This window comes from Mesorhizobium sp. M1A.F.Ca.IN.022.06.1.1 (assembly GCF_003952605.1).
Classification (GTDB): domain Bacteria; phylum Pseudomonadota; class Alphaproteobacteria; order Rhizobiales; family Rhizobiaceae; genus Mesorhizobium.
Map to the genome: position 1 here is coordinate 4242624 of NZ_CP034455.1, position 26697 is coordinate 4269320.

General features: G+C 65.2%; 28 protein-coding genes. 5 read left to right on the top strand and 23 right to left on the bottom strand.

Annotated features, from left to right (window positions below; all coding sequences use genetic code 11):
* Nucleotides 1-13 precede the first annotated feature (13 nt).
* From EJ078_RS20115 to EJ078_RS20135, 5 genes are all read left to right on the top strand, one after another.
* The gene (locus EJ078_RS20115; protein ID WP_095800452.1) at nt 14-883 is read left to right on the top strand and encodes an ABC transporter permease; all 870 of its coding nucleotides are present in this window, start codon (nt 14-16) and stop codon (nt 881-883) included.
* Nucleotides 883-1680 carry an ABC transporter permease gene (locus EJ078_RS20120; RefSeq protein WP_095800451.1) on the top strand — a complete coding sequence of 266 codons (798 nt, stop codon included), beginning with the start codon at nt 883-885 and terminating at the stop codon, nt 1678-1680. The genes EJ078_RS20115 and EJ078_RS20120 overlap by 1 nt, the downstream gene beginning before the upstream one ends.
* Nucleotides 1677-2786, top strand: coding sequence for an ABC transporter ATP-binding protein (locus EJ078_RS20125; protein ID WP_095800450.1), 1110 nt, complete (start codon nt 1677-1679; stop codon nt 2784-2786). Before EJ078_RS20120 ends, EJ078_RS20125 begins: the two co-directional genes overlap by 4 nt.
* Nucleotides 2787-2817: 31 nt before the next feature.
* On the top strand, nt 2818-4203 hold the full coding sequence (locus EJ078_RS20130; RefSeq protein WP_127403683.1) for an FAD-binding oxidoreductase: 1386 nt from the start codon (nt 2818-2820) through the stop codon (nt 4201-4203).
* 105 nt (nt 4204-4308) lie between these two features.
* Nucleotides 4309-4665, top strand: coding sequence for a cupin domain-containing protein (locus tag EJ078_RS20135; RefSeq protein WP_067326033.1), 357 nt, complete (start codon nt 4309-4311; stop codon nt 4663-4665).
* Between the two features lie 34 nt (nt 4666-4699).
* On the opposite strand, the gene EJ078_RS20140 is transcribed toward EJ078_RS20135, so the two are convergent.
* The 23 genes from EJ078_RS20140 to flgA form a co-directional block, all read right to left on the bottom strand.
* The gene (locus EJ078_RS20140) at nt 4700-6343 is read right to left on the bottom strand and encodes an MFS transporter (RefSeq protein WP_067326036.1); all 1644 of its coding nucleotides are present in this window, start codon (nt 6341-6343) and stop codon (nt 4700-4702) included.
* A 199-nt stretch (nt 6344-6542) separates the two neighbouring features.
* A complete protein-coding gene (gene fliQ, locus EJ078_RS20145; protein WP_027165133.1) occupies nt 6543-6809 on the bottom strand; it encodes a flagellar biosynthesis protein FliQ in 267 nt (88 codons plus the stop codon).
* Between the two features lie 21 nt (nt 6810-6830).
* Nucleotides 6831-7241, bottom strand: coding sequence for a flagellar hook assembly protein FlgD (flgD, locus tag EJ078_RS20150; protein ID WP_127403684.1), 411 nt, complete (start codon nt 7239-7241; stop codon nt 6831-6833).
* A 2-nt stretch (nt 7242-7243) separates the two neighbouring features.
* On the bottom strand, nt 7244-7681 hold the full coding sequence (gene flbT, locus EJ078_RS20155; RefSeq protein WP_208720793.1) for a flagellar biosynthesis repressor FlbT: 438 nt from the start codon (nt 7679-7681) through the stop codon (nt 7244-7246).
* The gene (gene flaF, locus EJ078_RS20160; RefSeq protein WP_067002429.1) at nt 7678-8025 is read right to left on the bottom strand and encodes a flagellar biosynthesis regulator FlaF; all 348 of its coding nucleotides are present in this window, start codon (nt 8023-8025) and stop codon (nt 7678-7680) included. The genes flbT and flaF overlap by 4 nt, the downstream gene beginning before the upstream one ends.
* A 31-nt stretch (nt 8026-8056) precedes the next feature.
* Nucleotides 8057-9106, bottom strand: a complete 1050-nt coding sequence (locus EJ078_RS20165) for a flagellar hook-associated family protein (RefSeq protein WP_095800446.1) — start codon at nt 9104-9106, stop codon at nt 8057-8059.
* Between the two features lie 3 nt (nt 9107-9109).
* The gene (flgK, locus tag EJ078_RS20170) at nt 9110-10564 is read right to left on the bottom strand and encodes a flagellar hook-associated protein FlgK (protein ID WP_127216041.1); all 1455 of its coding nucleotides are present in this window, start codon (nt 10562-10564) and stop codon (nt 9110-9112) included.
* Nucleotides 10565-10596: 32 nt separating this feature from the next.
* Complete coding sequence (locus EJ078_RS20175; protein WP_067002423.1) at nt 10597-11853, bottom strand: flagellar hook protein FlgE; 1257 nt, start codon at nt 11851-11853, stop codon at nt 10597-10599.
* A 91-nt stretch (nt 11854-11944) separates the two neighbouring features.
* Entirely contained in the window at nt 11945-12613 is a 669-nt protein-coding gene (locus tag EJ078_RS20180) for a response regulator transcription factor (protein ID WP_067002421.1), read from the bottom strand.
* Between the two features lie 223 nt (nt 12614-12836).
* Nucleotides 12837-13430: a transglycosylase SLT domain-containing protein gene (locus tag EJ078_RS20185; RefSeq protein WP_245457095.1), complete on the bottom strand. Its 594-nt coding sequence runs from the start codon at nt 13428-13430 to the stop codon at nt 12837-12839.
* Nucleotides 13360-14757: a flagellar hook-length control protein FliK gene (locus EJ078_RS20190; protein ID WP_127216040.1), complete on the bottom strand. Its 1398-nt coding sequence runs from the start codon at nt 14755-14757 to the stop codon at nt 13360-13362. The genes EJ078_RS20185 and EJ078_RS20190 overlap by 71 nt, the downstream gene beginning before the upstream one ends.
* A complete protein-coding gene (locus tag EJ078_RS20195) occupies nt 14754-16184 on the bottom strand; it encodes a chemotaxis protein MotC (protein ID WP_127216039.1) in 1431 nt (476 codons plus the stop codon). Before EJ078_RS20195 ends, EJ078_RS20190 begins: the two co-directional genes overlap by 4 nt.
* On the bottom strand, nt 16181-17626 hold the full coding sequence (locus tag EJ078_RS20200; RefSeq protein WP_127216038.1) for a MotB family protein: 1446 nt from the start codon (nt 17624-17626) through the stop codon (nt 16181-16183). The genes EJ078_RS20195 and EJ078_RS20200 overlap by 4 nt, the downstream gene beginning before the upstream one ends.
* Nucleotides 17623-18249: a hypothetical protein gene (locus EJ078_RS20205; RefSeq protein WP_127216037.1), complete on the bottom strand. Its 627-nt coding sequence runs from the start codon at nt 18247-18249 to the stop codon at nt 17623-17625. Before EJ078_RS20205 ends, EJ078_RS20200 begins: the two co-directional genes overlap by 4 nt.
* A gap of 3 nt (nt 18250-18252) precedes the next feature.
* Complete coding sequence (gene fliF / locus EJ078_RS20210; protein WP_095823391.1) at nt 18253-19911, bottom strand: flagellar basal-body MS-ring/collar protein FliF; 1659 nt, start codon at nt 19909-19911, stop codon at nt 18253-18255.
* Nucleotides 19912-20097: 186 nt separating this feature from the next.
* Nucleotides 20098-20982 carry a flagellin gene (locus tag EJ078_RS20215; RefSeq protein ID WP_067002412.1) on the bottom strand — a complete coding sequence of 295 codons (885 nt, stop codon included), beginning with the start codon at nt 20980-20982 and terminating at the stop codon, nt 20098-20100.
* Nucleotides 20983-21263: 281 nt separating this feature from the next.
* The gene (locus tag EJ078_RS20220; protein WP_067002410.1) at nt 21264-22148 is read right to left on the bottom strand and encodes a flagellin; all 885 of its coding nucleotides are present in this window, start codon (nt 22146-22148) and stop codon (nt 21264-21266) included.
* Nucleotides 22149-22374: 226 nt separating this feature from the next.
* Complete coding sequence (gene fliP / locus EJ078_RS20225) at nt 22375-23106, bottom strand: flagellar type III secretion system pore protein FliP (RefSeq protein ID WP_095777164.1); 732 nt, start codon at nt 23104-23106, stop codon at nt 22375-22377.
* Nucleotides 23103-23597, bottom strand: coding sequence for a flagellar basal body-associated FliL family protein (locus EJ078_RS20230; RefSeq protein ID WP_127216562.1), 495 nt, complete (start codon nt 23595-23597; stop codon nt 23103-23105). The genes fliP and EJ078_RS20230 overlap by 4 nt, the downstream gene beginning before the upstream one ends.
* Nucleotides 23598-23614: 17 nt before the next feature.
* On the bottom strand, nt 23615-24319 hold the full coding sequence (gene flgH / locus EJ078_RS20235) for a flagellar basal body L-ring protein FlgH (protein ID WP_067002405.1): 705 nt from the start codon (nt 24317-24319) through the stop codon (nt 23615-23617).
* Nucleotides 24316-24849 (bottom strand): MotE family protein, encoded by a 534-nt coding sequence (locus EJ078_RS20240; RefSeq protein WP_245457146.1) that lies wholly within the window; start codon nt 24847-24849, stop codon nt 24316-24318. Before EJ078_RS20240 ends, flgH begins: the two co-directional genes overlap by 4 nt.
* Nucleotides 24850-24911: 62 nt before the next feature.
* Nucleotides 24912-26153: a flagellar basal body P-ring protein FlgI gene (locus tag EJ078_RS20245; RefSeq protein ID WP_127216564.1), complete on the bottom strand. Its 1242-nt coding sequence runs from the start codon at nt 26151-26153 to the stop codon at nt 24912-24914.
* The gene (flgA, locus tag EJ078_RS20250; protein WP_095823388.1) at nt 26150-26692 is read right to left on the bottom strand and encodes a flagellar basal body P-ring formation chaperone FlgA; all 543 of its coding nucleotides are present in this window, start codon (nt 26690-26692) and stop codon (nt 26150-26152) included. Before flgA ends, EJ078_RS20245 begins: the two co-directional genes overlap by 4 nt.
* Between the last annotated feature and the right edge of the window lie 5 nt (nt 26693-26697).

Consider the following 26697-nt stretch of genomic DNA (forward strand, 5'->3'; position numbering starts at 1 on the left):
GGAGGCAAGGCCCGTGAGCGCGCTCGAACCGACGATCCAGACTGCCGAAAAGCGGGCAGGATGGGCCTGGCGGCCGTTCGCGCTCACGCTGCCGGCCATGATCCTGCTCGCCGCGGTGATCGGCTATCCGCTGCTCACCATCGTGCTGCGCAGCCTCTCGGAGCCGGAATGGGGCGTGCAGAACTATGCCTGGTTCTTTGGTGCGCCCGTCAATCTCGCGGTGCTCCAGCGCACCTTCACCATCTCGGCGTGGGTGACGCTGGTCTGCGTGGTTTGCGCTTATCCTTATGCTTACCTCATGACCGCGGTCGGGCCGCGCGTGCGGCTCGTCCTGGTTCTCTGCGTGCTGATCCCCTTCTGGGTGAGCGGCGTGGTGCGCACACTCTCCTGGGTGATCCTGCTGCAGGATTCCGGCGTCATCAACTCGTTGCTGAGATCAGCCGGCTTCGCGGGCATCCGGCTGATCCGCACCCAGACGGGCGTGGTGATCGGCATGGCGCAGGTGCTTTTGCCCTTCATGATCCTGCCGCTTTATTCGGTGATGAAAGGCATCGACCTCAGGCTGGTGCAGGCGGCGCGAAGCCTTGGCGCCCGGCCGTCCCGCGCTTTCTTCACAGTCTACCTGCCGCTGTCGCTGCCGGGCGTCTATGCCGGCGCGATCATCGTCTTCATCCTGGCGCTGGGCTTCTACATCACGCCGGCACTGCTCGGCGGGCCGCGCTCGACGATGCTGTCGACACTGGTGCAGACCCAGGTGCTCAGCCTGCTGCAATGGGGACGCGGCGGCGCGATGGGCGTGGTGCTGCTGGTCACGACCTTCCTGTTGCTGGCGCTTGCAGCGCCGGTGATGCGGTCGCGGCACCGGGAAGCGGGGCGGCGCTGATGGAAATGAAGCCGCTCACCCGTGTCGTTCTTGGCCTTGTCTGCCTGCTGGTGGCGATCTGGCTGGTGGCGCCGACGCTGGTCGTCGTGCCGATGTCGTTCAACGGCAACAAGTCGCTCTCCTTCCCACCGCAAGGCTTCTCCTGGCAGTGGTACGAGAATTTCGTCACGAATCCAGAATGGTCGACCAGCTTCCTCAATTCCCTGAAGGTCGCCTCGATCGTGGCGGTGCTGGCAACGGTGCTCGGCACGCTGGCCGCCTTCGGCCTCGACCGTATGAAGGCGCGGCCTGCCAATCTGCTGCGGATGCTGATGCTGACGCCGATGGTTGTGCCGGGCGTGGTGCTGGCCATCGGCATCTATGCCGTCTATCTCGATGCGCGACTCGTCGGCACGCTGCCCGGCTTCGTGCTCGCCCACACCATCCTGGCGCTGCCCTTCGTGCTGATCGCCGTGTCGGCCAATCTCGAAGTGTTCGACAGGCGGCTGGAGACGGCTGCGGCGAGCCTCGGCGCCGGCGCGCTCACCACGTTCCGGACGGTGACGCTGCCGCTGATCCTGCCCGGCATCCTGTCGGGCCTGCTGTTCGCCTTCGCGACGTCCTTCGACGAGATCATCGTCTCGCTGTTCATCACCAACCCCTATCTGAAGACGCTGCCGGTGCAGATCTTCTCCTCGATCACGCGCGACGCCGACCCGACCGTCGCTGCCGTCGGTACGATCCTTTTGTGCGCCACGACGATCCTGATCGGCGGCGGCATGCTTCTTCTTGGCCGCGAGCGGAAGGGACGCCTATGAACCCAAGACCGGACAATCGCGGCGCGGCGATCGACCTCGAATTCGTCACCAAGGCCTATGGCGCGTTCAAGGCGCTGGACGGCGTGTCGCTCAGGATCGAGCCCGGCGAGTTCATGACGCTGCTTGGGCCGAGCGGCTCCGGCAAGACGACGACGCTCAATGTGATCGCCGGTTTCACGGATGTGTCGAGCGGCAAGCTGCTGGTCGGAGGACAAAGCGTCGTCGGCGTGCCGGCGCACAAGCGCAACATCGGCGTCGTCTTTCAGCACTACGCATTGTTCCCGCATATGACGGTTGGCCGCAACGTCGCCTATCCGCTGACGCTGCGCGGCGTTGGGCAGGACGATCGGAAGCGGCGCGTGGCCAAGGCGCTCGACATGGTCAAGATGGGCGACTTCGCGCATCGCTATCCGAGCGAATTGTCGGGCGGCCAGCAGCAGCGCGTGGCGCTGGCGCGGGCCATCGTCTTCGACCCGCCGCTGCTCCTCATGGACGAGCCGCTCGGCGCGCTCGACAAGAAGCTGCGCGAATGGCTGCAGCTCGAGATCAAGCGCATCCATCGCGAGCTCGGCACCACCTTCGTCTATGTCACGCACGACCAGGAGGAGGCGCTGGTGCTGTCGGATCGCATCGCCGTATTCAACCGTGGCCGGATCGAGCAGGTGGGCACCGGACGGCAGCTCTATGACGAGCCGGCAACGCTGTTCGTCGGCCGCTTCATCGGCGACTCCACGGTGCTGCGCGGCGAAGCCAGAAGTGACGGCACCGGCACTGCGCTGACCATTGCCGGCGAGACGGTCGCCGCGCCGCGACGGCTTGCCGGAGAAGTCAGCCCGGTGATGCTGCTGCGGCCCGAGAAACTTGCCATTCGCCGGCCGGGGCAAGCCGACGGCAAGAACCGCCTGGCGGGAACGATCGCCGAGGCGATCTATCTTGGCTCGGGATCGAAATACGAAGTGAAGCTCGGCGACGGCTCGACCGCGATCGTGCGGTCGCCGCTGACGGGCGAGAATTTCGCCCTCGGCGAGAACGTGGAACTCTGCTTTGACGGCGCCGACGCCAAGCTTCTGCCCGACGACAGCACGGCAGACACGACGCTCACCTGATCCCTCTCTCCGGTCTCCTGGAAGCCATCCCATGCAAGTCAAGCGCAACGGCGACATCTCGTTCTGGTATGCGGATCTGGGCGCGGTCCCAAGCCCGCGTCCGCCCTTGCCCGGCGACATCGAAGCCGATGTTGCGATCGTCGGCGCCGGCTACACCGGGCTCTGGACCGCCTATTATCTGAAGAAGGCGAAGCCCTCGCTTCGCATAGTCCTGCTCGAACGCGAATTCGCCGGCTTCGGTGCCTCGGGGCGCAATGGCGGCTGGCTTTCGGGCGGCTTCGGCTGGTCGCGCGAAAAATATCTAAAGACCTCGACCCGGCAAGCTGTCAGCGCCATGCAGGCAGCGATGGCGGGCTGTGTCGACGAGGTGATCCGGGTGGCGACGGCCGAAGACATCGACGCCGACATCCGCCGTGCCGACAATCTGACGGTCGCCACCAATGCCGCACAGCTCCAACGTGTGCGCGAGGCGTGCGAGACGATCCGCTCCTGGGACGCCGACCCCGAGCGCATCGAATTGCTCGACGCTGCAGCCACACGCGCGCGCATCAATATCGCGAATGTCATGGGCAGCTTCGTCATCCACGGCCAGGCGCGGGTGCAGCCGGCCAAGCTGGTGCGCGGGCTGGCGGAAGCGGTCGAGCGGCTCGGCGTGCCGATCTACGAAAAGACGACCGTGACGTCGATCGCCAAGGGCAGGGTGGCCACCGACCGTGGCACGGTGCGGGCGGAAACGATAATTCGCGCGACGGAGGGGTTCACGGCCGGCATTCCCGGGGAAGAGCGGACATGGCTGGCGCTCAACAGCGCGCAGATCGTGACCGAGCCGCTGCCACAAGAACTCTGGCGCGAGATCGGCTGGGACGGGCATGAGCTCCTCGGCAATGCGGCGCACGCCTATTGCTATGCCCAGCGCACGCGCGAGGGCCGTATCACCATGGGCGGACGCGGCGTGCCCTACCGCTATGGCTCGCACACCGACGTCAACGGTCGGACGCAGCAGGCGACGATCGACCAGCTGCACACGATCCTGACGACGCTGTTGCCGCAGACGGCCGGGTGCCGCATCGACCACGCCTGGTGCGGCGTGCTCGGCGTGCCGCGCGACTGGTGCACGACGGTCGGCCTCGACCCCAGGACGCGCATAGGCTGGGCCGGCGGTTATGTCGGGCTGGGCGTGTCGAGCTCAAACCTTTCCGGGCGCACGCTTGCCGATCTGATCCTCGGCAATGACACGGATCTTACGCGACTGCCCTGGGTCAACCGCAAGGTCAGACCCTGGGAGCCGGAACCGTTCCGCTGGCTCGGCGTCCACTCGATGTACCAGCTCTACCGCATCGCCGACCAACGCGAGGCCGCCGGGCTCAATTACACTTCGAAATTGGCCGCCCTGGCCGACAGCATCACAGGCCACTGAGACGGTTCGGCGTTCGCCGAACCGCTCTAACTCTTTGTTTTCGCGCAATTCCGGACGGAAAACCATTGCACTTTCCTGGAATTGCTTTTGACACTGGAGCCTATCTTGATCGACCTTTCGACCTTCCGCGACCTCGCCACGGCCGATATCGGCGCCTTTTCACCGAAGCCGACCTCGATCGAAGGCGATCAGGTCGAAGCGGTGCGCTCGTTCTTCCAATCGCCGGACGGGACCGTCGATATCGGCATCTGGGAATGCACGCCCGGCCGCTTCACCGCCGACCGCTCGGGTTCATCCGAGATCTGCCACATCATCTCCGGTCGCGTGGAAGTGAGCCGCGCCGACGGCGAGATGCGTGAGCTGGGGCCTGGCGATCTGCTCGTCCTGCCGAAGGGCTGGAAGGGCGAGTGGCTTATTCATGAGACGACGCGCAAGCTCTATATGATCCACAGCGCTGGCTGATCGGAACTAGATATTCCGGGCCAAAAGACGCGGGTTAGTGATCGATCGGCCCCTTGGGCGAGACAAGGGCCGTGCCGGCGGTGGTCGGGCGTTCGATCATGCGGCGCACACGCGGCGGGTTCTCGCCGCTGTGCAGCGCGCGGATGCGCTCGCCGACAACGGCGTCGGCATGGGTGGCACGCCGGTTGTGGCGGATATACTCGACCCAGGTCGGCGTGTGGTAGTGTTCGATCCAGATGCCCGGATTTTCGAGATCGCGGGCGAGCGTCCAGTTGCGGGCGCCGTCGCGGCGGCGGATGCGGCCACGCTCGGCCATGGTTGCGAGGAATTCCGGCACGTCCTCCTCGCGAATGATGTATTCGATCATGATGGCGATCGGGCCGCTGCGCGGCTTCAAATCGAGCGCCAGCATCGGCTCCTTGAACCGGTTGAGCGGATCGAGGTTGAGAGCGGTGTGCTGCGGCAGCGGCAGGATCAGGCCGATGCCGCCACCGACGAGCATGGTGACAGCGGCAACCATCAATGCAGTCTCCGCGCCATGGGCGTCGGCGACGACGCCCCAGATCCAGCTGCCCAGCGCAATGCCGCCGAAGGTTGCTGTCTGGTAGATCGACAGCACGCGCCCGACCACCCAGCGCGGCGTCGACATCTGCACCGTGACGTTGAAATGCGAGAGCGCGATCACCCAGCAGGCACCGCCGATGAGCAGGCCCGCCGACGTCTGCCAGGCATTGTCGCTGACGGCGGCGTTGAAGGCGCAAAGCGCGAAACCGGCGAAGGCGGCGCGCACCATCGTTTCGCTGGAGAGCAATTGTCTGAGCCTCACGCTGATCAGCGCACCGCCGACCGCGCCGATACCGAAGGCGCCAAGCATGATGCCGTAGGTCAGCGCGTCGCCCTTGACGACATCGCGCGCCACCAGGGGCAGCAGCGCCAGCACCGCGCCGGCGCTGAAGCCGAAGGCGAAGCCTCTCGCCAGCACCTTGCCGATGTTCGGCGACATGGCGACATAGCGCAGGCCGGCTCCCATCGCGGCGCCGAGCGATTCCCGCGGCAGGGTCGGCGCGGGCACTTCCGGCTTCCAGCGGAAAAGCACGACGATCAGGCCGATATAGCTGATGGCGTTGGCGGCGAAGGCCGCCGCCGCCCCTGCGGCGGCGACGATGATGCCGCCGATCGCCGGGCCGACGCTGCGCGTGATGTTGAAGCCCATCGAGTTGAGCGCGATCGCCGCCGGCACCTTGGCGCGCGGCACCATGTCGCCAACCGACGCCTGCCAGGACGGGCTGTTCAGCGCCGTGCCGCTGTCGATCAGGAAGGTGAAGGCAAGCAGCGTCCACGGCGTCATCCAGCCGAACCAGGTGAATACGGTGAGCAGTGCCGAAACCACCAGCATGAAGCTCTGCGCCACCAGCATGACCTTGCGGCGGTTGAAGCTGTCGGCAATGGCACCGGCAACAAGCGCGAACAGCATGATCGGCAAGGTGGTCGAGGCCTGCACCAGCGCCACTTGGTAGGATGAGGTGGCGATCGTCGTCATCATCCAGGCGGCGCCCACGCCCTGGATTAAGCCGCCGAAATTCGACACAAGGCTCGCCGACCAGACGGCACGGAAGATGCCGTGCCGGAACGGCGCCAGCGCCGAGACGCGTTCGCTTTCCGGCTCGTCGTCGATCATGGTCGCTGTCCCGCCTTCATCTTGCTGTCTTGCGCTCGCGCGGCGCCATCATCGCGCCGGCGACTCGCCAAAGCATCCCGGTCCAACAACACAGGAAGGCAAAGGCGAAAATGCGTCGGCGAAGCTTTAGGCCAAGCATCTTGCCGGTGTGGACCAAACTTTTGCCGGTCCGCGCGGGCGGGATGCCCGCAGCCCCAGGTCAGAAGCCGTGCTCGATGCGTTCGAAGATGACGTTGGTGAAGGCCGAGATCTGGCTGCCGATGAACGGGCCGGTCAGCGCCACGACCAGCATGATGGCGACGATCTTGGGCACGAAAGTGAGGGTGATTTCCTGAATCTGCGTCAACGCCTGGATAAGCGCGATGCCGATACCGACGGCCATAGCCACGAGCACCACCGGCGCGGAGGCGGTAAGCACCGTCCACACCGCATATTGCACGATATCGAGGGCGTCGGCCTCGTTCATGGGCAGACCCTATGCGAAACTCTAGGCGGCCGGCTTGATCGATACGCCTGCGCCGACAGGGACCTCGGTGCCGTCCTGCAGCACCGCGATCAGGCCGCTGCTGGCGAGCTTCACCGAAGCCACGGTCCCGGTTGTCTTGCCGTCGGCGGAGGTGATCGAACGGCCGATCAGCGCGTCCGCCTGCGACAGCGCCGAGGATTGCATGATCTGGTCGAGCTTGCTGTTGGTCTGCACCGATTGCTCGACCTGCGAGAAGGTCGCGAGCTGGGCGACATATTCCGTCGAATCCATCGGCTTGGTCGGATCCTGGTTCTTCATTTCGGCGATCAGAAGTTTCAGGAACGACTGGTAGTCGACCGCTGTCTTCGAGGTCTGCTGGCTGCTGGCCTGGGTGGCGCCAACCGGGATCGTCGTTGTCATGTCCACGGCCATCTTTATGCTCCCACAGCCAGCGCGCGCGGCGCTTCCGGAATGTCGTCATTGCCGCCAAGCGCTTGGCGCTCGAGCGGATACAGCGCGCGGATCGCCTTCAGCGCCTCGTAGATATGATCCTCGCCGACCATGCGGTCGATCTGCTTCAGCGCGCTGCAGATTTCCTGATTGTCGAAGCTTGCGATCAGCATCGGCAGCGAGCGGCGGAACATGTCGCGGGCCTCGGAGGCTCCCGGCGGGTTTATCAGCATGATCTGCACGATGAAATAGAGCTGCCTGAGCGGCGTCGAGGCCTGCTCGGCTTGGATGACATGGCTTTCGAGCAGGAACTGAACGTCGTTCATCAGCTCGATCGTGACCTTGCGGTCGACCCGGACGACGGCGCCGTTGATGTAGATCTTCTCGTTCGGCTTCAGCGAGATATTCAGCGTGTTGCTCATTGGATGCCGTCTCGGATGATCTGGGAGACCTCGATCAATCCTTCGAAATTGTTGGTGCGGCCCTGCCGGATGTCTTCCGTTTCGCGCAGCAGCCACAGGCCGATCGAGATCAGATTGGCGCGCAGTTCCTTGGGCAGCGCATTGTCGCTGGAGCCGAGATCCTCGACGAAGGTGGTCCAGATGCGGTTGGTGAAGTGCAGCGCCTCGACCGCCTCAATCGACTCCGGCCCAACGGAAGCTGCCGTGGACAACATGTCGATCGATCGGGTGAGCAACTGCCGCTCCCGGTCCTTGGCGTCGGCGACGGAGTCGGTCTGGATGTCGGCGTAGGAGAATTGATACATCGTCGGAGCTCTGGCGTTCCGGTGAGAGTGTTCAGGTGAGATAGTTCAACAGGCTCAGTTGCTGCAGTCGCGCGGTCAATGCGAAGGACGTTTCTATATGCTGCGTCAGGTCGGCCACGCGGGTGGCGGCCTCCGAGGGATCGACGCCTTCGAGGTCGATGATGTGCTTCTCGAACAGATCGACCTGGGTCTTCATGCGATCGCTGGCGTCGGACACGCGCTTCTGGGTGAGGCCGGCTTCGGACTGCACCTGGACGATGCCGCCGATGGCCTCGCCGACCAGCTTTTGCGCGCGGCTGACGATCGTATTCTGCCCGGCCTCGCTGATGTTGCCGGCAAAGAGCGTGCCGACCATGGCGGCCGCCATGGCGAGCTTGCGGATGCCTTGCTCGTTGGCGCTGACCGACGTCTGCGTGGTCTCGTTCAATGAAATGCGGCTGGTGATCTGGTCGTCGGTGGCGTTCGACCAGTTGGCCTGCCATCCGGAGCCCAGGAACTGCGGCTCGACCGCGGTGGTGATGAAGTCGTCCATCTGGGCGGCGGTGATGTTGGCGGCCGCGGGGTCGTTCTGGGTGAAGCCGAAATAGCTGGTGAAGGCGGCGTCGAACGCCGCCTTGGCGGGCGAGCCGGCGGCGCTGAAATCGTCGATCGGCTTGACGTCGGTGTTGGTCCCGGCAAACAGGTATTCGCCGTTGACGCTGGTGTTCAGGATGCCCGTCATCTGCTGCAGCGCCGTGGCGCCGGCGGTCTGGGTGATGCTGGTCGAGGAGTCGCCCGATACGGCGCTGGTCAGCGCCGTCAGCAGATCCTGCGCGACATCGGAGAGCTGACCCAGCGAATCCTGTGTCGAAGTCAGACGCGCGGCGACCAGCGAGTTCGAATCGACGATGCCGTTCAACCGGTCGAGATCGCGCTGGAAGGTGACGGCCTGTGTCGTGCGCCCGCCGAGCGCCAGGCCGACATCCGCTACCTTGCCGGTCTGGGATTCCGTGGTCGCCTTGACGAGATCGGCCTGCATGCGCATCTGCTGATAGCGCAGGGCGTTGGAGATGGCGGCTGAGGAGACGGCTGTCGCTTTCATCGATTATCCCACCGCGCCCAACAAGGCGTCCAGCATGTCGTCGACGGTCTTCATCATGCGCGCCGACGCCTGATAGGTATGCTCGAGGTCGAGAAGCAGGGACATTTCCTGGTCGACATTGACGCCGGTATCGTTCGACAGCGCTTCGGCGGTGCGAGTGGCCAGCGCTTCCTTCGCGTCGGCGTTGGTCGACGCCTGCTGGCGCACGCCTTCGAACCAGCCGATGGTGTTGGCCGCGTAGTCCGAGACGCCGGAGCTGACCGTGATGCCGGCGGAGGTGTCGAAGGCCATCGGCTGGTCGAGCCTGTTGCCGTAGGCGATCAGCAGGTCAGAATAGGAGGCGCCGCCGCCGGTGTTGGAAACATAGGCCGCGCCGTTGGCGCCGCCGTCGCGCAGCAGCGCCGCGCTGCCGCCGGCGCTCGGGTCAAACGCGGCGTTGACGCTGATCGAGCCGGCGAGGCCGTCGACCAGGGTGCCGGCAGCGGGAATAGCCGGCGCGCCGGACCAGGTGAACAGGCCTGCGGCGTTGGGCTGAGACGGCGCGGTCTCGGCAAATGCCGTGATCAGGCCGCGCGCGATCTCGTCGAGCTGGCTCTGCATGGTCACGGCAACGCCGTCGCGCAGCTTCAGCATGCCGGCAAGCTTGCCGTCGGCGCTGGTATTGTCGCCGGTGCCTGCAGAAAGCGGCACATTGTCGATATAGATCGTGTTGCCGGGCGTGCCGGCGGTGTAGCCGGCCGAGGGCGTGAAGGTCACCGACCGCGGCACCGTCTCGAACAGCGTCGTGCCGTCCTTGGTGGTGATGACCATGTCGTTGTCGCCGCGCGTGAAGGTCGAGACCGGGACATATTCGGCGATCTTCTTGAGAAGCGCGTCGCGCTGGTCGAGCGCGTCCGACACATCCGTGCCGGAGCGCGTGCCGGCGATAACGGCCTTGTTGGCGTCCTGGAACTGGCTGAGCAGCGAGTTGAGGTCGTCGACCGCGGTGGCGATCTGGCCGTCCGTCTGGCTGCGGAAATCCTGGATCGCCGTGGTGCCGTCGTTCAGTGAGCTCACCACCTGCTTGGCCGCGTCGATGACGCTGGCGCCGAGATTCTGGTTCGACGGCGTGGTGGCGTAGAGCTGCAGCGCCTGCTGCAGATTGCCGATCGCAGTCGACGCAGACGACGCATTGTCGACTCCATTAACCGATAGGTCGAGCTGATCCATGCCGCTATAAAGCGCGCTCTGCCCGCTCCATGCCGACAGCGCGGAAAGGTTCTGCCGGAACAGAAGATCATTGGCGGCGCGCTGGATCTCCACCGATCGCGCGCCGGGCGCCGTGCTGGTGACGACGGCGACGCGACGGGCATAGTCCGGGTTGGACGCGTCGGCCACATTGCGCGACACGACGCTGGTTTGCTTGGATGTGGCCAGGAGCGCCGACTGGGCGATGCTTAATGCGGTGGAAAGCGACATGCGGGTCTTTCACGGGCTGGCGCCCGATGGGGTTATCTCTTCAGGTTGACCAGGACGTCCATCAGGTCGGAACCGGTCTGGAACACCTTCGAGTTGGCGGTGTAGCTGCGCTGCGCCGCAATCATGTTGGTCAGTTCCTCGGCGATATCGACATTGGAATTTTCGAGCGCGCCCGAGACGACCGAGCCAAGCTTTCCTTCATTGGCAAAGCCGATGCGAACAGCGCCTGAGTCCGCGCTCTGCACATAGACGTTGCCCGGCATCGCGGTGAGGTTGTCGGGGCTCTGAACGTCGGCCAGCGGGATCTTGTAGAGCGGCTTGGTGGAGCCATCCTCGAATTGGGCGTAGATGACGCCGTCCTGGCTGATCTGGATCTTTTCGATCGTGCTCGGCGCATTGCCGTTGACGTTGGCGTCGGAGACCGTGAAGCCGGTTCCGAGCTGCGTCAGCTTGGAGAGGTCGAGGTTGAGAGTCGAACCGTTCGGCACCGTGAAGGACACGCCGGTGGTCGCGCCGGTGAGCTTGCCGGTGGTGGTGTCGAAGGTGAGATTGGCCGAGCCCAGCGCGCCGCCCGCATAGGGGAACGACGTGCCGGCCGTGGCCTTCGACTGATCGAATACCGAAACCTGCCAGGTGCCGGTGCCGGTGTTGGTGAAATAGACGTCGAGCAACACCTTGTTGCCGAGATTGTCGTAGGCGACCAGCGACGATTTCGACGTGTATTGTGACGAGGTGCTGTTGTCGGTGGGTAGGTTGCCGGCGGTGACAGCGGTGGCGCCAGCCGGCAGGTTGCCGGTGAATGTCCCTTCCGTGCTCGGCGTCGCCGTCATCTCCTGATCGGAAATCTGCACCGGCACGAGGCCTTCGAAGCCGTTGGCGGTGGCGGCCGGATCGCCATTGGCGTAGCTGTAGGCCATCAGCTGGTAGCCGGCGGCGTTGACGAGGCGTCCTTGAGCGTCCGGAACGAAGGCGCCGGCGCGGGTGAGATAGGGCGTTCCGCTCGGGTCCTGCACGACGAAGAAGCCGTCGCCGTTGACGGCTAGGTCGGAGACCGAAGTGGTGTATTGCAGAACACCCTGCGAGCTGACGGCCGAGCGGATCGTCGTCGTGACGCCACCCGAATTATAGGCGCCGCCGGTGCTGGGCATGATCAGCGTCGAGAATTCGGCGGAGGAGCGCTTGTAGCCGGTGGTGTCGGAATTCGCGATGTTGTCGGCCACCGTGGACAAGCGGTTGGCCTGGGCGTTCATACCGGAGACGCCGGTGCGCATCATTCCGTAGAGGCTCATCGATACATCTCCTCGGTGCCTTTCTGAGAGGCTACAAAACTAAGCCTCGTGTCTTGCGCGAGGCTGGCGCGGGATGTGCCGGCGACGGCCATCAAAACACCAGCCGGTAGCCGAGGAACCTCTTGGAATCGATCGGGTCGTGGCCGAGCTTCTCGCGCAATTTCTTGCGCAGCTTCGAGATGTGGCTCTCCACCACGTTCTCCTCGACCTCCTCGTCGAAGATGCCGTAGATGGCGTTGAACACCTGCGTCTTGGTCACGCGCCGGCCGCGATTGCTGGCCAAATACTCCAGGATGCGCCGCTCGCGACGCGGCAGCGGCAGCGGCTCGCCGTCGATCTCCGGGTCGCGCCCATCCATGAAGATGCGCATCGAGCCGACCTCGGTGTAGGCGGCCTCTTCGCGGGCGCGGCGGCGGATGGCGGTGATGCGGGCGAGGATTTCGCGGATGTGCACGGGCTTGCGGACGACGTCGTCGACGCCGCTCTCGAAGAGCCTGAGCGTGTGTTCCAGCGAGTGCTGTTCACTGAGCGCGATCACCGGCGCCCCGGTGCGGTCGCGGATCTGGCGCGGCGAGATGGCGCCCTCGCGGCAGTCGCCGATAAGGAAAGCCCTGACCGATCTTAAATCCGTGTCGGCAGCAGAGTTCACCCACTCGCCGAACTCGCCTGGCGCGAAGCCGGCGGTGGCGACGCCCTCGCGATCGAAAAGTGAGCTGTAGCCCTCAGTTACGAGCTCGCGCTCATCAACGATCACGATCATCGGCCCGCCCTCCGAATCATCTCATTTGCCCCGTGCGGAAAGCGGTATCCGGTGCGGTGAATCCTGAAAAACCGTCATTTCTTGTAGCTATTTTCTTGGGAGTTTTTTTGGGGGCCGTAATAAAGCCGGCCGCGAAGGGTCTATTTCGCGGCACTGGATAGAGGGCTGCCGGCGGCCGCTGTGAACCCCATCGCGGCGGACTAAAGGGCATATGCTTGAGCAACTATTGGTTGCAGAACGCGCTGGCGTTCGGCGTCCATTTGCCGAAGCCGGTGGCGACCATGTTGGCGATGACGCGGCAGACATACACCTTCTGCGCCGGATCGTTGTCGGGGCCGGCATGATAGCGGGCGACGGCCATCGACCAAGTCATGTGACGCGCGTGGAGGCTCGCCAGGAAGCGCGCGGCGTAGTCGACGTTCTGGTGCGGGTCTAGCATGTCCTCGACGCTGCGGAACTGCGCGCCATGATAGCGATGATTGATCTGCATGCAGCCGAGATCGATCAGCGTCTTGCCCTCGCGGCGGGCATTCTCGAACGTCGCCAGCGCTTCGCCCCTGCTGCGCGGAAAAACAGCCTTTCCTTCTACATTCAAAGCGTTGGGCTGAAGGCTGCCCTTCTTTCCCGTTTCGGTCAGGCCGACCGCGTAAAGGATACCGGCCGGCACGCCATAGCGATCGGCGGCGCGCAGGATTTCCGGCTCGCAAGGATTGGGCGCGGCTTTGGCGGCGACGGTCGCGGCCAGACTAGATATAGATATCGTCGCCAGCGCGCTCGCCAAGAGGCGAAGCAGCGCGGCCGAGTTCCTGTGCGCCATTGCCGTTGTTCCTTCCCGGTTGCCGATCGCCGCCGGCGCTGTTGCCGCCCGAGTTCCCGGGCTGGAACGAAGGCTGTTCGCGGCCCGTGGACATCGGCGGCGCGCCGCTCGCTTCGACGCGACCGGCCGAATGGACCGCTATCGAGGGTTGCATTATGGTGACGTGATCGACGTCGAAACCAAGACTGCGGAGCGACTTGACGATGGCGTCGCTGTCGGCGGTCAGACGGCGGTACGCCTCGTGCGTTTCCGGCTTCATCTCGATCGAAAGCTGCTCTCCGGACAGACGCAGGCTGGCGGTGACCGTGCCGAGGTCGGCCGGGTGGAGCTCGATCTTCAGAACATGTGTCGAAACGGCAACAGAGTTGGTCGCGTGCGAGCCGATCGGAGCGCTCGAGTAGGCCTGCTGAACGCCGCTGTCCGAGGCGATCGCCTCGGCCAGCGCCGATACCGTCTGGCCGAAGGCGTTTTGGGCCGGCGCGGGGAAGCTCTGCTGGCTGACCACATCCAGGCGCCCGGCGGCAGAGGATGGCTTGGCTTGATTGTTCGATGCGAGGGCTTGCGCCGTTTGCGCGGTCTTCTGGGCGGCCGCCGGACGCCAGCCTTGCGGCGTCGTTGCGTCGGTTGCGGCTCCTTGCGTTCCAGACAGGATGTCGTCCTTGCGGATCGACATGTCCGGGCCCGGACCAGCGCCGGCCGGTTTCTGTCTGAAATCGGGCCCGGGCTTCTCGGTCGCCATCGTCGCGCGACCGGATCGCGGCAACGGCTCGCTGCCTTCGGAAGCGTCGGCCAACATGCGTTTGCCTTGACGGATCGCCAGCTGCGAAGACGCGGCCTGGCCGATCGAGGGCTGGGTTCCTGCCTCTCCCTCGACAGAAGATCCACCGCGCTCGGCATTTGTCGACGTTGCGAAGTGGCGGATGTCGCCCAGCGCCATCAGCAGGGGCAAACCGTCCTGAAGCGGAGCGCTATCTGACGATTGCGCCGCCGCATCGGCATCGTCCGTGGCCTTTGCATGGTCAGCCTCGGCGCCATTCTTCGCGCCCTTTCCGGCCGCTGGCTTCGGCGCGGCAGTCTTGTTCTGGCCATCCTCATCGGGTCGTGGCTTGGGCGAACCGGCGAGGGCGCGCCGCGCCGGCTGCGCATCGGAAGACACAGGTTCGGCGGGATGCTTTGCCTGCCGCGCCGATTGTTCGGCGCCATGCACCATCTCGCCAAAATTCGCGCCGTTTTCCTTGCCGTCGGCAGGATGCTGCCGCGATTGGACCTGGGCGGATGCAAGTCCCTGTGTGGCCTGGCTCACGCTGTTCATTTGGGCGCTGGTCATTTGGGAGCGGCTCCGAGTAGCTGGTCGATCTGGTCGAGCTGGCGGCGCGCTTTGAGCATCGCGGCATCGGTGGGATCGTGCGGATCGAGGCTTGCTGCGGCCGCCGGCGTGGATGCAGGCGGCACGGATGGCGTTTCGGGCTGCGCAGGAGCGGAGGCTTGAGCCTCGGCCGCGGCCTGAGCCGTCGTCGGCGGAGCCGGCGGCGCGGACGCTGCGGCCGGCGCGTCCGCCGGCTTCACCGGGGCCGGCTGCTCGGCCATCGCGCCCTCCACCGGCGGCAACCCTTCGGAGTCGGCCTGGCTCGCAGCCTCGGTTTCAGCGGGTTTCGCGGCATCGCTCTTTGCCGGACCCGCGGCCTCCGTCTCATTCATGACGGCCGCACGCACAGGAGCGACGACCTCGCCGGCAATGGCCTGTGCCGCATCGAGCAAAGCGCGGTCGCTCTCCGAAAGCTTGCCGCGATCAATCGTGCCGAGCCTCGCGCGCACATCGTCGATCGTGGCCGATGTCACCGTGGAGAGACTCGAATAGAGCACTGCGCGCGGGTCGTCCTGATTGCCTTTGCCGTTGCGGCCCTGCTCGGCCCGGGCCGAGGCGAAGGCGGAGAGGTCGCTCAGCCCGTCGATCGCGGCGCGGCGCGCGATGCGCAGATAAATCACCTTCTCGCGCTCGGGGTCCATCATCGAGGTGATGTCTGCGAGCTTGTCTTGGCTGATCGACATGTGCAGCGCAATCACACCGGAGACGAAGGAATCGGCGAACTGGCTGGCATAGGGGGAATAGAGATAGCCGGCGACATATTGCGTCGAGGCAAGCGCGAAGCGCGCGGCGTCGCCTTGTGTCGCTGCGAGGCCGACCGAGCGGCGAAGCGCTGCCTCCTCGACCAGTGTGCCGGGGCTGAGCAGGCGGGCCTCGTCCAGCAGGGTCAGCGCCGTTGCGGGTTCATCGGTCGCAAGCAGCGAGCCCTTGACCAACGCCAGGAAGGCGCCGAGGTCGGCGGGCACGCTCATCGGGTCGATCGGCTTCAGGATTTCGATTGCCGCGGCCGGCCTGCCGTTGAGATAGGCGACGACCCCTTTGGCGATGGCGAGGCTTTGCGGGTCGGTCGCCGCGCGCGAAGCTGCCGCCTTGACAGTGACGGGATTGCCGCCGCTCATGCCATAGACGAGCAGAGCGCGGAAATTCTTCGGGTCCTTGAAATCGCCGGCATCGGCGGCGCGAAGCCTCGCATCGGTCATTTCCAGCAGCTTGGCCTGCATCGGCAGCGCCGCATGATCGCCTCCGGCGATGCGGTCCTGGACCAACTGCAGCGAGCGCACCAGCTGGTAAGGCTGCAGGCCGTCATCCTGTGCAAAAGCGGCAGCGGGCGATCCTGCGGCGAGCAGCAGCAGCCCGACTGCGCGGCCGATGGCGGTTCTGACCCTCATCCGCCGGTCGCCATCAGGATCTCGATGCGGCGGTTGGCGGCGGCCAGCGGATCGGACGCGATCTTGGGCTGGCGGTCGGCGAAGCCCGCGACCTCGGTGATGCGGCTTTCGTCGACGCCGCCGCGCACCAGCATGTAATAGGCGGAGTGGGCGCGGGCGGTGGACAGCCGCCAGTTGTCGTAGGCGTTGCTGCGGAACGGCCGCGCATCGGTATGCCCGCCGATGGTAATGGTGCCCTTCTTCTCGTTGATGATGCGGCCGATCTTCTCCATCGCCAGCACCATCTCGCGGCGCGGCACGGCCGAGCCGATCTCGAACATGCCGAAGTCGAGCTGATCGGTGATCGAGATGACGACGCCCTTGTCCGTTGCCTCGACGGAGACGCCCTCGGCCAGCTTGTCACCGGGCGCGAAAGCCTTGGCCAGTTCCTGCTTGATTTCGGCGGCCGCCTTGAGGGCGGCGCTGCTGGGGATATTCTCTCCCTTTTCGGAGGCTTGCTTCGGCTCCGCCTTTGTCGGCTCGGCCGTCGCCGCTTCGGCCCCTGCGGCTCCCGGCATCGCAGCATCGGTCGCAGCGGCCTCCGCCTTTTCGGCTTCTGCCTTTTCAGCTTGGGCTTTCTCGACCTTGATCGCCTTGCCTTCGGCCTTCCCGACTTTCGTGTCGCCGTCCGATCCGGCGACCACCTTGGCACCGGGTTTTTCCGGTGCCGCCAACGGCTCGAGCGGCGCATCCAACTGCGGCGGTGCCGGCGGAGCGGCCTTGACCTTCGGCACATCGGTCTCCGCGACCTTCTCGCCGGGCCTGGCCGGATCGCCTTCGATCCTCCTGCGTTCGGCGCTGGCCTCGGCGCCGGGTGTCGCAACCTGCTGCGACCAGAAGTCCGGCGCGAAAGGATCTCGATAGGATTCGCCACCGGAAGCGCCGGTCGCCGGACCGGCGTTCTGAGCACCGCCTTCACCCTTGGCGCTGACATTCTGCATCACGCCGGTATCGGTGGCGATCTCCGACAGCACGGCATAGGGATCGGCAAACAGATGCTCGTCGGAGAGATCGGATTTCTGCGAGGCCTCCTTCGTCTGCCTGCGGTCGGAGGAGCCGGCGCCGCCCTTGCCGTCCTCGCCGGCCTTGCTCGCGCCATCCTGCGGATTGTCGGCGGTGAGGCCAACCTTGCTGGGGCCGTCGCCAAGGTCTTCCAGGCCCTTGCGGCTGGAATTGCGATCGATCAGCTCGACCGGGTTGAAGTAGCTGGCGACCGCCGCCTTGGTCTGCTCGTTGGCGGCGTTGATCAGCCACATGACGAGAAAGAAGCACATCATGGCGGTCATGAAGTCGGCAAAGGCGATCTTCCAGACGCCGCCATGATGGCCGTCGTCATGACCGTCGTGGTTGCGCTTGACGATGATGATCTCGTGCCTGGCCTCGCCGTGGTCGATGGCGCTCATGATAGGACCTCCGACAGGGAAGCCGACCACTCGGCGATGCGCGTCTCGAAGACGGTTTCATCGATGGTCACGGTCAGGTCGAAGCCGGCGGCCTCGGTGAAATCGAGATTGGCCGCCCGATCTTCAAGCGCTGCCTTCAGCGGCTCGAACAGCGACAGCGGCCCGCGCACGCCGATACGCACCGCCTCACTGTCGGCAATCGCGGCGCTTACGGTACGGGCAAGAGCTTCGATCGAGCGCTCCTGCAGATCATCGCTGACCACGCCGCCGATGATACGGGCGACGGTGGCGGCGGTGAGCTCGGCCACGCGCGCTTCCATGGCATCGATCCGTGTCGCGACCGCCGCCCCCAGATCGCCGCCGAAGCTTTTGAGGAACGCCTTTGCCGCATCGTCATTGGCCTGGCGTTCGGCCTCGAGGGCCGCCTCGTGGGCGGCCGCGAGCCGCGCCCCGAGTGCTGCTTCCGCATCGGCCACCGCCTCGGCGATCAGCGCGCCGATGTCGGCCTGCGGTGGCGATATGTCTGGCTTGCGCTCGATGTCAGGCGCTGACGGTACCTGGCCGGCGCGCGGGGCGCGCGAACCGAAATCGGGCAGGAGATCGAAAAGGGCCGCCGAAGCCATGGCTTAACCCGCGGCTTCCGGGGCGGCGGCCCATTTGCGCAGGATCTGGGCGGTGCGTTCCTCGTTGAGGTCGACCATGCGTGCTAGCCGTTCCTGCGGCGCAGGCCTGATCTTCTGGCGCAGGTCGTCGAGCGGAGTGGCGCCCGGCCGGGCGCCCGGCAGCGCGCCGACGGCCGTGTCGGCTGCGATTGCGGCCACCGGCGCGTCGGGGGTCGGCAGCGAGCGCTGGACATCGTCGAAGCTCGGGCCGGCGAGGGCCGCGGGCTTGGCCGACGCCGTCAGCGCGGCCGCCATCGGCCGCAGGCCGAAGAAGGCGACCAGGAACACGACGACGATAAAGGCGCCGGCATTGATCAGCGTGCCGGTGTATGTGCCGATCGAGGCGAGGATGCCCGGCTGGTCAATCGGCTCACCGTCCAGCCCGTCGATGAACTCGACCGCCGAGACATCGATGACGTCGCCGCGCTTCTCCTCAAAGCCAGTGGCGGAGGCCACCATCTTCTGGATATCGGCGACGCGCTTGGCAATCTGCTCGGGGGTGGCGTCCTTGCCGAGGATGGTCTTCAGCCGATCCTGGTTGACGACGACGGCGATCGACATCTTGGTCACCGAGTAGCCGTTGGAAACGGTAGCGATCTTCTTGGAGTTGATCTCGTAGTTGGTGATCTCCTCCTTGCGGTCGTTCTGCGAGGAGGACTGCGGCCCTTCAGTCGTGGTCGTCTGCGTCTCGGGCAGGTTCTGCTCGACGCTCGTCGGGTTCGAGGCCTGCTTCTGGTTGCTGGCCTCGTTGGTGCGCACCGACTGCACCGAACGCTCGACGCGGGATTCGGGATCGAAGATCGTTTCTTCGGTCTGGCGGGTGTCGGTATTGACGTCGGCCTTGACGCTGGCGCGGAAATTGTCGGGGCCGAGATAAGGCGTCAGCGCGCGGCGGATGTTGTCGCCGATCTGCGCCTCGACCGTCTGCTCGACGCCGAGCGTGCGGGCCGCGCTTGTGTTGGAAGTGTCGTCGCCGGCGGCGAGCAGATTGCCGTTGGAATCGAGCACGGTCACCTTGTCGGCCGACAGGCCGGGAACCGCTGCGGCGACGAGGTGGCGGATCGACTGGGCGCTCTTTTCGGCATCGACGCCGGCATAACGGATGACCACCGAGGCCGAGGGCTGCTGCTCGTCGCGGCGGAAATTGGCGCGCTCGGACATGACGATGTGTACGCGCGCCGCCTTGACGCCGGCGATCGACTGGATGGTGCGCGCGATCTCGCCTTCCAGCGCACGCACGCGGGTGATCTGCTGCATGAACGAGGTGAGGCCGAGCGAGCCGACATTGTCGAACAGCTCGTAGCCAGCGTTGGCGCTGGTCGGCAGGCCCTTTTCGGCCAGCAGCATGCGCGCCTGCGCGGTGGTGCCGGCCGGCACCAGCACCGATGTTCCGTCGGCGCCGACATCGAAGCCGATGCCGGCCTCGCCCAGCACCAGGCCGATCTGGTTCACGTCGCTGCGGTCGAGCCCGACATAGAGCGTCTCGTAGGCCGGACGGTTGAGATAGACCGAGCCGACGCCGATGACGGCCATGACCAGCGCGGCGATGCCGCCCATGAGAGCGAGACGCCTGACGCCGAAGCCGCGGAGGTTCGCGATGAGGCTCTGGATCTGTTCCGGCACGATTCAACCGCTCCCAGCATGACTTTCCGCCGGAAGACTAGACCGCGAAGCTTGTGCGAGGATGATAGCGCATGCGGCCAGGGGCTATCGAGGCCCGAACGGCCCGGAGGCAGCGGTCCGACGCGCAAGAAAAAGGCCGCGCCCGAGACACGGCCTTGCGATGGAGGGGTTGGCTCAGCGGAAATATCAGCTCTTGAACAAGGCCAGGATCGACTGCGAGTTGCCGTTGGCGATCGACAGCGCCTGGATGCCGAGCTGCTGTTGCACCTGGAGCGCCTGCAGGCGGGTCGATTCCTTGTTCATGTCGGCATCGACGAGGGCACCGACGCCTTTGTCGATCGAATCGGACAGGTTCGACAGGAAGCTCTGCTGGGTGTCGATGCGCGACTTGGCGGCGCCAAGGTAGGCAGCGCCGGTGGAGAGCTTGGCAAGCGCGGTTTCAACGCTGTCGAGCGCGGTGTCGACGGCGGTGTCGGAAACGGCCGCGGCACTCGGATCGAAGAAGGTCGTCGCAAGCAGCCCGCCGACGATGCCGCCCGTGCCGGCGGTGTCAAGAACCTGCGTGTCGGTCGCTGCCACGTCGATGGTGTCGATGGAGACGGTCGTGCCGGTGCGGTTGTACGAAGCCACGACATGCAGGTCCGAGGCGGCCGTTCCGTCATTCTGCAGCAGGTTCGAACCGGCATAGCTGGCATTGGTGACCGACGACCTGATCTGGTCCTGGATGGCCTTGATTTCGGTCGCGATCTTCTGCTGGTTGTCCTGACTGGCGCCGCGCGCGGTGACCAGCTTGGCCTTGATCGCGTCGACCTGGTCCTTGATGTCGGTGATGGCGGTGTAAGCTGTGTCGACCTTGCCGGCGCCGAGGCCGAGCGCGTCCTGGACGGCCGAGAGCGCCTTGTTGTCGGACCGCATCGAGGTGGCGATCGACCAGTAGGCGGCGTTGTCGGAAGCGGTGGCGACACGGTAGCCGGTCGAGATGCGGCCCTGCGTCGTCTCAAGCGCCTTGTTGGTGGCGTTGAGGCTCTGCAGCGCGGTGAGCGCGGCGGCGTTGGTCATGATGCTTGCCAAGATACACCCCTTCTCAAAGCAGGCATGCCTCGCGCATGCCGGTCAACTCTCTGGCGGGGGCGGTCATGCCTGTCGACCGTCGGTCGGCCCGTCATAGCGATTGGTTAACCATAGCTAGCGCGTCACAGTTAACGGCGCGTTAAAAGCCAGCCTTGAAACCGCGGTGCGGTAATATTTCTCGAGGGAAGAGGCGCGCCTCGGAGGGGCAGCAGCATCAAAAATGAAAATCGGGCCGCGCTGGTGGCGCGACCCGACAAAGATGCCTGAAGTTCGCTGGGCGATCAGCCGCGGAAGAGCGACAGGATCTGCTGCGAGTTGCCGTTGGCGATCGACAGCGCCTGGATGCCGAGCTGCTGCTGCACCTGGAGGGCCTGCAGGCGGGTCGATTCCTTGTTCATGTCGGCGTCGACCAGAGCGCCGACGCCCTTGTCGATCGAGTCCGACAGGTTCGACAGGAAGCTCTGCTGGGTATCGATGCGCGACTTTGCGGCACCGAGCGAGGCGGCGCCGGTGGACAGCTTGCCGAGCGCCGTTTCAACAGTGCCGAGCGCGGTGTCGATGGCGGTGTCGGCGACGGCGGCGGAGCTCGGATCGAAGAAGGTCGTCGCAAGCAGACCGCCGACGATGCCGCCGGTGCCCGCCGTGTCGAGGACCTGCGTGTCGGCAGAGGCCACCTTGATGGTGTCAATGGTGACGGTCGAGCCGGTGCGGTTGTACGAAGCAACGATGTTCAGATCGGAAGCAGCCGTGCCGTCGTTCTGCAGCAGGTTCGAGCCGGCGAAGTTGGCGTTGGTGACCGACGACTTGATCTGATCCTGGATGGCCTTGATTTCGGTCGCGATCTTCTGCTGGTCTTCCTGGCTGGCGCCGCGGGCGGTAACCAGCTTGGTCTTGATCAGGTCGACCTGATCCTTGACGTCGTTGATGGCGGTGTAGGCGGTATCGACCTTGCCGGCGCCGAGGCCGAGCGAGTCCTGAACGGCCGAGAGCGCCTTGTTGTCCGACTTCATCGAGGTGGCGATCGACCAGTAAGCGGCGTTGTCGCTGGCGGTGGCGACGCGGTAACCGGTCGAAATGCGGGACTGGGTGGTCTCGAGCTGCTTGTTGGTGTTGTTCAAGCTCTGCAGCGCGGTCAGCGCAGCGGAATTGGTCATGATACTGGACATGATACTCGTACCTTGGTTTACACGGATTTTTTTGACATACCGGCTTGTCCGGTATGACGGTGCGGCATCATGCCAATGATCGCTGAGACCCGATCACCCGCCATCTGGAGCGGACTATGCGGGCAACTTCCTACCAAACGGCTAAACTGGACGGTTAACCCAAAATAATTCGCGCGGGCTTTAGCAGGCGAAGCCTTAAGTGTGGTCCTCGATCCCGGCGGGGCGGTCAGGTAAAGGATCGCACCAGGCTGCCGACCAGAAGGTTCCAGCCGTCGATCAGCACGAAAAACAGGATCTTGAACGGCAGGGAAACCACCGTCGGCGGCAGCATCATCATGCCCATCGCCATGGTCACGGTGGCGACGATGAGATCGATCACCAGGAACGGCAGCACGATCAGAAAACCGATCTCGAAGCCGCGCCTGATTTCCGAGATCATGAAGGCGGGCACCAGAATGCGCAGGTCCACGGTGTCGCGCGAGACAGTCTGGCCGCGCTCGCGGGCGAGATCGGCAAAAAGATCGAAATCCTTGTCGCGCACATTGTGCAGCATGAAGCTGCGGAACGGATCCGAGATCTTCTCGAAGGCCTCGGCCTGGGTGATCTGGTTGTCCATCAGCGGCTTGACGCCGGTGTTCCAAGCCTGGTCGAAGGTCGGCGCCATGACATAGAAGGTCATGAACAGCGACAGCGAGATCAGGATCAGGTTGGCCGGCGTCGACTGCAGGCCGATGCCGGCGCGCAGAATCGAGAAGGCGATGACGAAGCGGGTGAAGCTCGTCACCATGATCAGCAGGCCCGGCGCCACCGAAAGCACGGTGAGCAGCCCGAACATCTGGATGAGATAACCGACCGTGGTGCCGTCGGCCTTGCCTATGCCGCCGAGATCGAGCTGCTGGGCCGCGGCGACAGAGGTGGTGACGACGATGAGCGCCGTGGCGATGAGGAACTTTCTCATTCGAGCAGCATCGTCCTGATGAGAACCTGTTTGACGTGGCCGCCGCTGCGCAGCGCCGCACGCTCGTCGAGATCGGCCTTGAGATGCTGGTAGCCGCTGGCGCCTTCGATCTGATGCATCTTCAGCGTGCGCACGAACGCCAGCAGGTCCTGATGGATCTGCTCGGTCATTTCCTGCGGCTGCGGCGCGTCGTAGAGCACCGATGCCTCCAGCCTTATCCAGATTTCGCTAGGTGCGGCGAGATTGGTGGTGATCGGCGCCAGTTGGACCACCGTCGGTCCGGCGATCTGTTTGCCCACTTCGGCCGACTTCTCCGGGTTGCCGGCGTTCTCAGGTGCGGCAGGAACAGGCGCCGGGGCTTCTCCCTGCTTGAGATAGCCGCCCGAGAACCAGCCCATGCCGACGGCCGCGCCCGTCATGGCCAAGAGCATGGCGAGCTGGACCACAAGGGAAGGTCCCTTCTTGGGCTGGATCTGCTCGACATTTGCCACGCCCGCGCGCTCCTGTCCTAGAAAGGAAGAACCTGGTCGAGGATCTGCTGACCGTAGGCCGGCTGCTGGACCTCGCTCACGCGGCCGCGTCCGCCATAGGAGATACGTGCCTCGGCGATGCGCTCGTAGGGGATGGTGTTTTCGGCGCCGATATCGGAGGGACGCACCATGCCAGCGATGGTGAGGACCCGAAGTTCGTAATTGACGCGCACTTCCTGCGAGCCCCTGATCATCAGATTGCCGTTGGGCAGCACTTCGGTGACGACGGCGGCGACATTGAGCTCGAGATTCTCCGAGCGATTGATCTCGCCGTCGGCGTTGGTCTCGGTGCTGGAGCTCAAGCCGGCATCGCCCTTGCCGCTGGTGCTCTTGCCGTCCCAACCGAGCGTCACGTCGTAGCCGAGCTTGCGCGCGGCGGTGCGGCTGCGGTCGTTCTTGTTCTTGAAATTGGCCTTGTCGTTGAGCTTGATGTTGACGGTCAGGATATCGCCCTCGCGCAGCGCCCGCGGATCGGTGAAAAGCCTGCTCTGGCGATCATCCCAAAGCGAGAATTTCTTGACGGGTCTCGCCGGCGGCTCCGGATAGGAGTAGGGGGCAGCGCCGCCATTGCCGATGCCGGAGCCGACCGGTGAGAGCGCAGGCTCCCGGCCGACTTCCTTGAGGTCGGTGCCGCAGCCGGACAGTGCCGCGACCGCGACAAGGACGAGCAATTTCAACTTCATGACGGATCAACCCTTCGCGCCGCGCTGGCCATGATGCCGGTGAGCGTCGCCGCCGCCTTCTGGTCCATTTCGTTGAGGATGACACCGGCCTTGCGCGCATCGAGCTTCATCAGGATGGCCGCAGCGAGCTCGGCGTTGACCATTGCCAGGCGCTCGGCCGCGGCGTCTGGCTTCATGCCGGCATAGATCTTGACGACGCTCTCTTCGGCGCGCGCCAGGAATACCTCGCGCCGCTTCAGCCACTGCTCGTACTCGGCGCGTTTTGTCTCCAGCGCCTTCATGCGCTCGTCGATGCCTGCCTGGAGCTGCTCCAGCTCCTCGGCCTGCAACGCGTAGCGGCGGTCGCGAGCCGCATCGGCGATGTTGGAGCAGAAGCGCTGGATCTCGCTCTCGTCCCGCGCCTTCCCGCGCGCGAGATCAGCCGGCTGGGCCGGGGCCTGTCCGCCGGGCAGCACCTGGCGGACTTCTTCCGCGCGACCCGGAGTGCCGCCCATCAGCGCAGCGATCGCGACAGCGGCTATCAGCTTCATGGTCGTATGAAGTCTCGGGCGACGATGCGGGTTTGAGGAGAAGAGCTCCATCATCGGCATGCCTATTGGAGAACCAGGTCGGCCTGCAGGGCGCCGGCCGACTTGATGCCTTGCAGGATGGCGATGATGCCGTCGGGCTTCACGCCGAGACGGTTGAGACCGGAAACGAGCGTTTCAAGGTCGGGGCCGTCGAGCACGGCAACGCGGGCGTCGGGTCGCGAGGCCTCGATGGCGGTGAAGGGCTCGACCGCCGTCTCGCCCTTGGAGAAGGGCTCCGGCTGAACCACTTTCGGCGCCTCGGTGATGCGCACGGTGAGAGTGCCGTGGCTGATGGCGACGCGCGAGATCTTGACGTTGTTGCCGATGACGATGGTGCCGGTGCGCTCGTCGATGACGACGCGGGCAGGCGCATCCGACTCGACGACTAGGTTTTCGATCTCGGCATAAAAGCGCGCGGCCGATACGTTCTTCGGCCGTCTGATCTGCACGGTGCGGGCATCGCGCTCGGCCGCAACGCGCATGCCGAAGCGCTGCGAGGTGTAGTCGTTGATGGCGTCTGCGATGCGGATGGCGGTCGAGAAATCGGGATTGCGCAATTGCAGCGTCAGCACGCCCTGGTCGTCGAACTCGGCGGGCACCGAGCGCTCGACGATGGCGCCGTTCGGCACGCGGCCGGCGGTGGGCACGCCTTGCGTCAGCTGCTCGGCCTGGCCCTGGGCGGTGAAACCGCCCACGATCACCGAGCCCTGGCCGACGGCGTAGATCTCGCCGTCCGCGGCCTTGAGCGGCGTCATCACCAGCGTGCCGCCGGCAAGCGAGGTGGCATCTCCCATCGAGGAGACGTCGATGTCGATGCGCGCGCCCGACTGGACGAAGGGCGGCATGTTGGCGGTGACGATGACGGCGGCGACGTTCTTGGCGCGCGCGCTGCCACCTTCGGTGGCGATGCCGAGGTTCTCCAGCATGGCGCGGATCGACTGTTCGGTGAACGGCGAGTTGCGCAGGCTGTCGCCGGTTCCCGCCAGGCCGATGACCAGGCCGTAGCCGACGAGCTGGTTGTCGCGCGCGCTCTGCAGCTGGGCAATGTCCTTGATGCGCGCGGCGACCTGGCCGGGCGGCAGCGTGCTCGGTCCCGTCGAGACGCGGAACATGCGGTTGGTGGTGGCCGGATCGTATTCCGGATCGTCGTAAACGCCGCCATTTTTCTGCGCAAGTTCGCGCTTGGCCTTGGACGTGAGCCCATCGGCCAATGCGGGCTGAAGACCGATCGCGGCGCTCAGCAGAAGGGCAAAGACGCGCCTCACGATGCGCCGACTCGAATCGTGCCGTCGGCCATTACTGTGCCGGAAATGATCTTGCCGCTGTCGACATTGCGAATTTTGATGAGGTCGCCGGCGGCGCCCGGCTGCAGCGTGACGCCCGCGGCCGAGATGGTCAGCGCTCCGGCGGTGAAATAGACCTGCACCGAGGCACCCTGCTCGACCAGCCAGGCATCGCGGATCGCGGCCGCCGGAATGTAGCGGCCGGGCACGAGGGTGCGCTTGGCGACCTTGCCCTGAAGTTCCTCGGAGCGCGTCGCCATTCCGTCCGGCTTGTGCTTGCCCGGGACAAGCGTCACCTGCTTCAGCGCCGCAAGCTCGATCGTCTCGCCGGGATAGATGACCCGGTTGGGGATCAGCACGGCTTCGCCGACCGCTTGATTGGCGGCGAGCTGGTTGGCCGACTCCCCGGATCGCAAGGGAGATGGGCCCGTCTCTTGCGCAAGCGCCGGCACGCCGACGACCACCAGCGCAAGGGCCAGCACGGCGCGACGAAAAGCAGGGCAGGAAGCCGGCATGGCCATCGTCG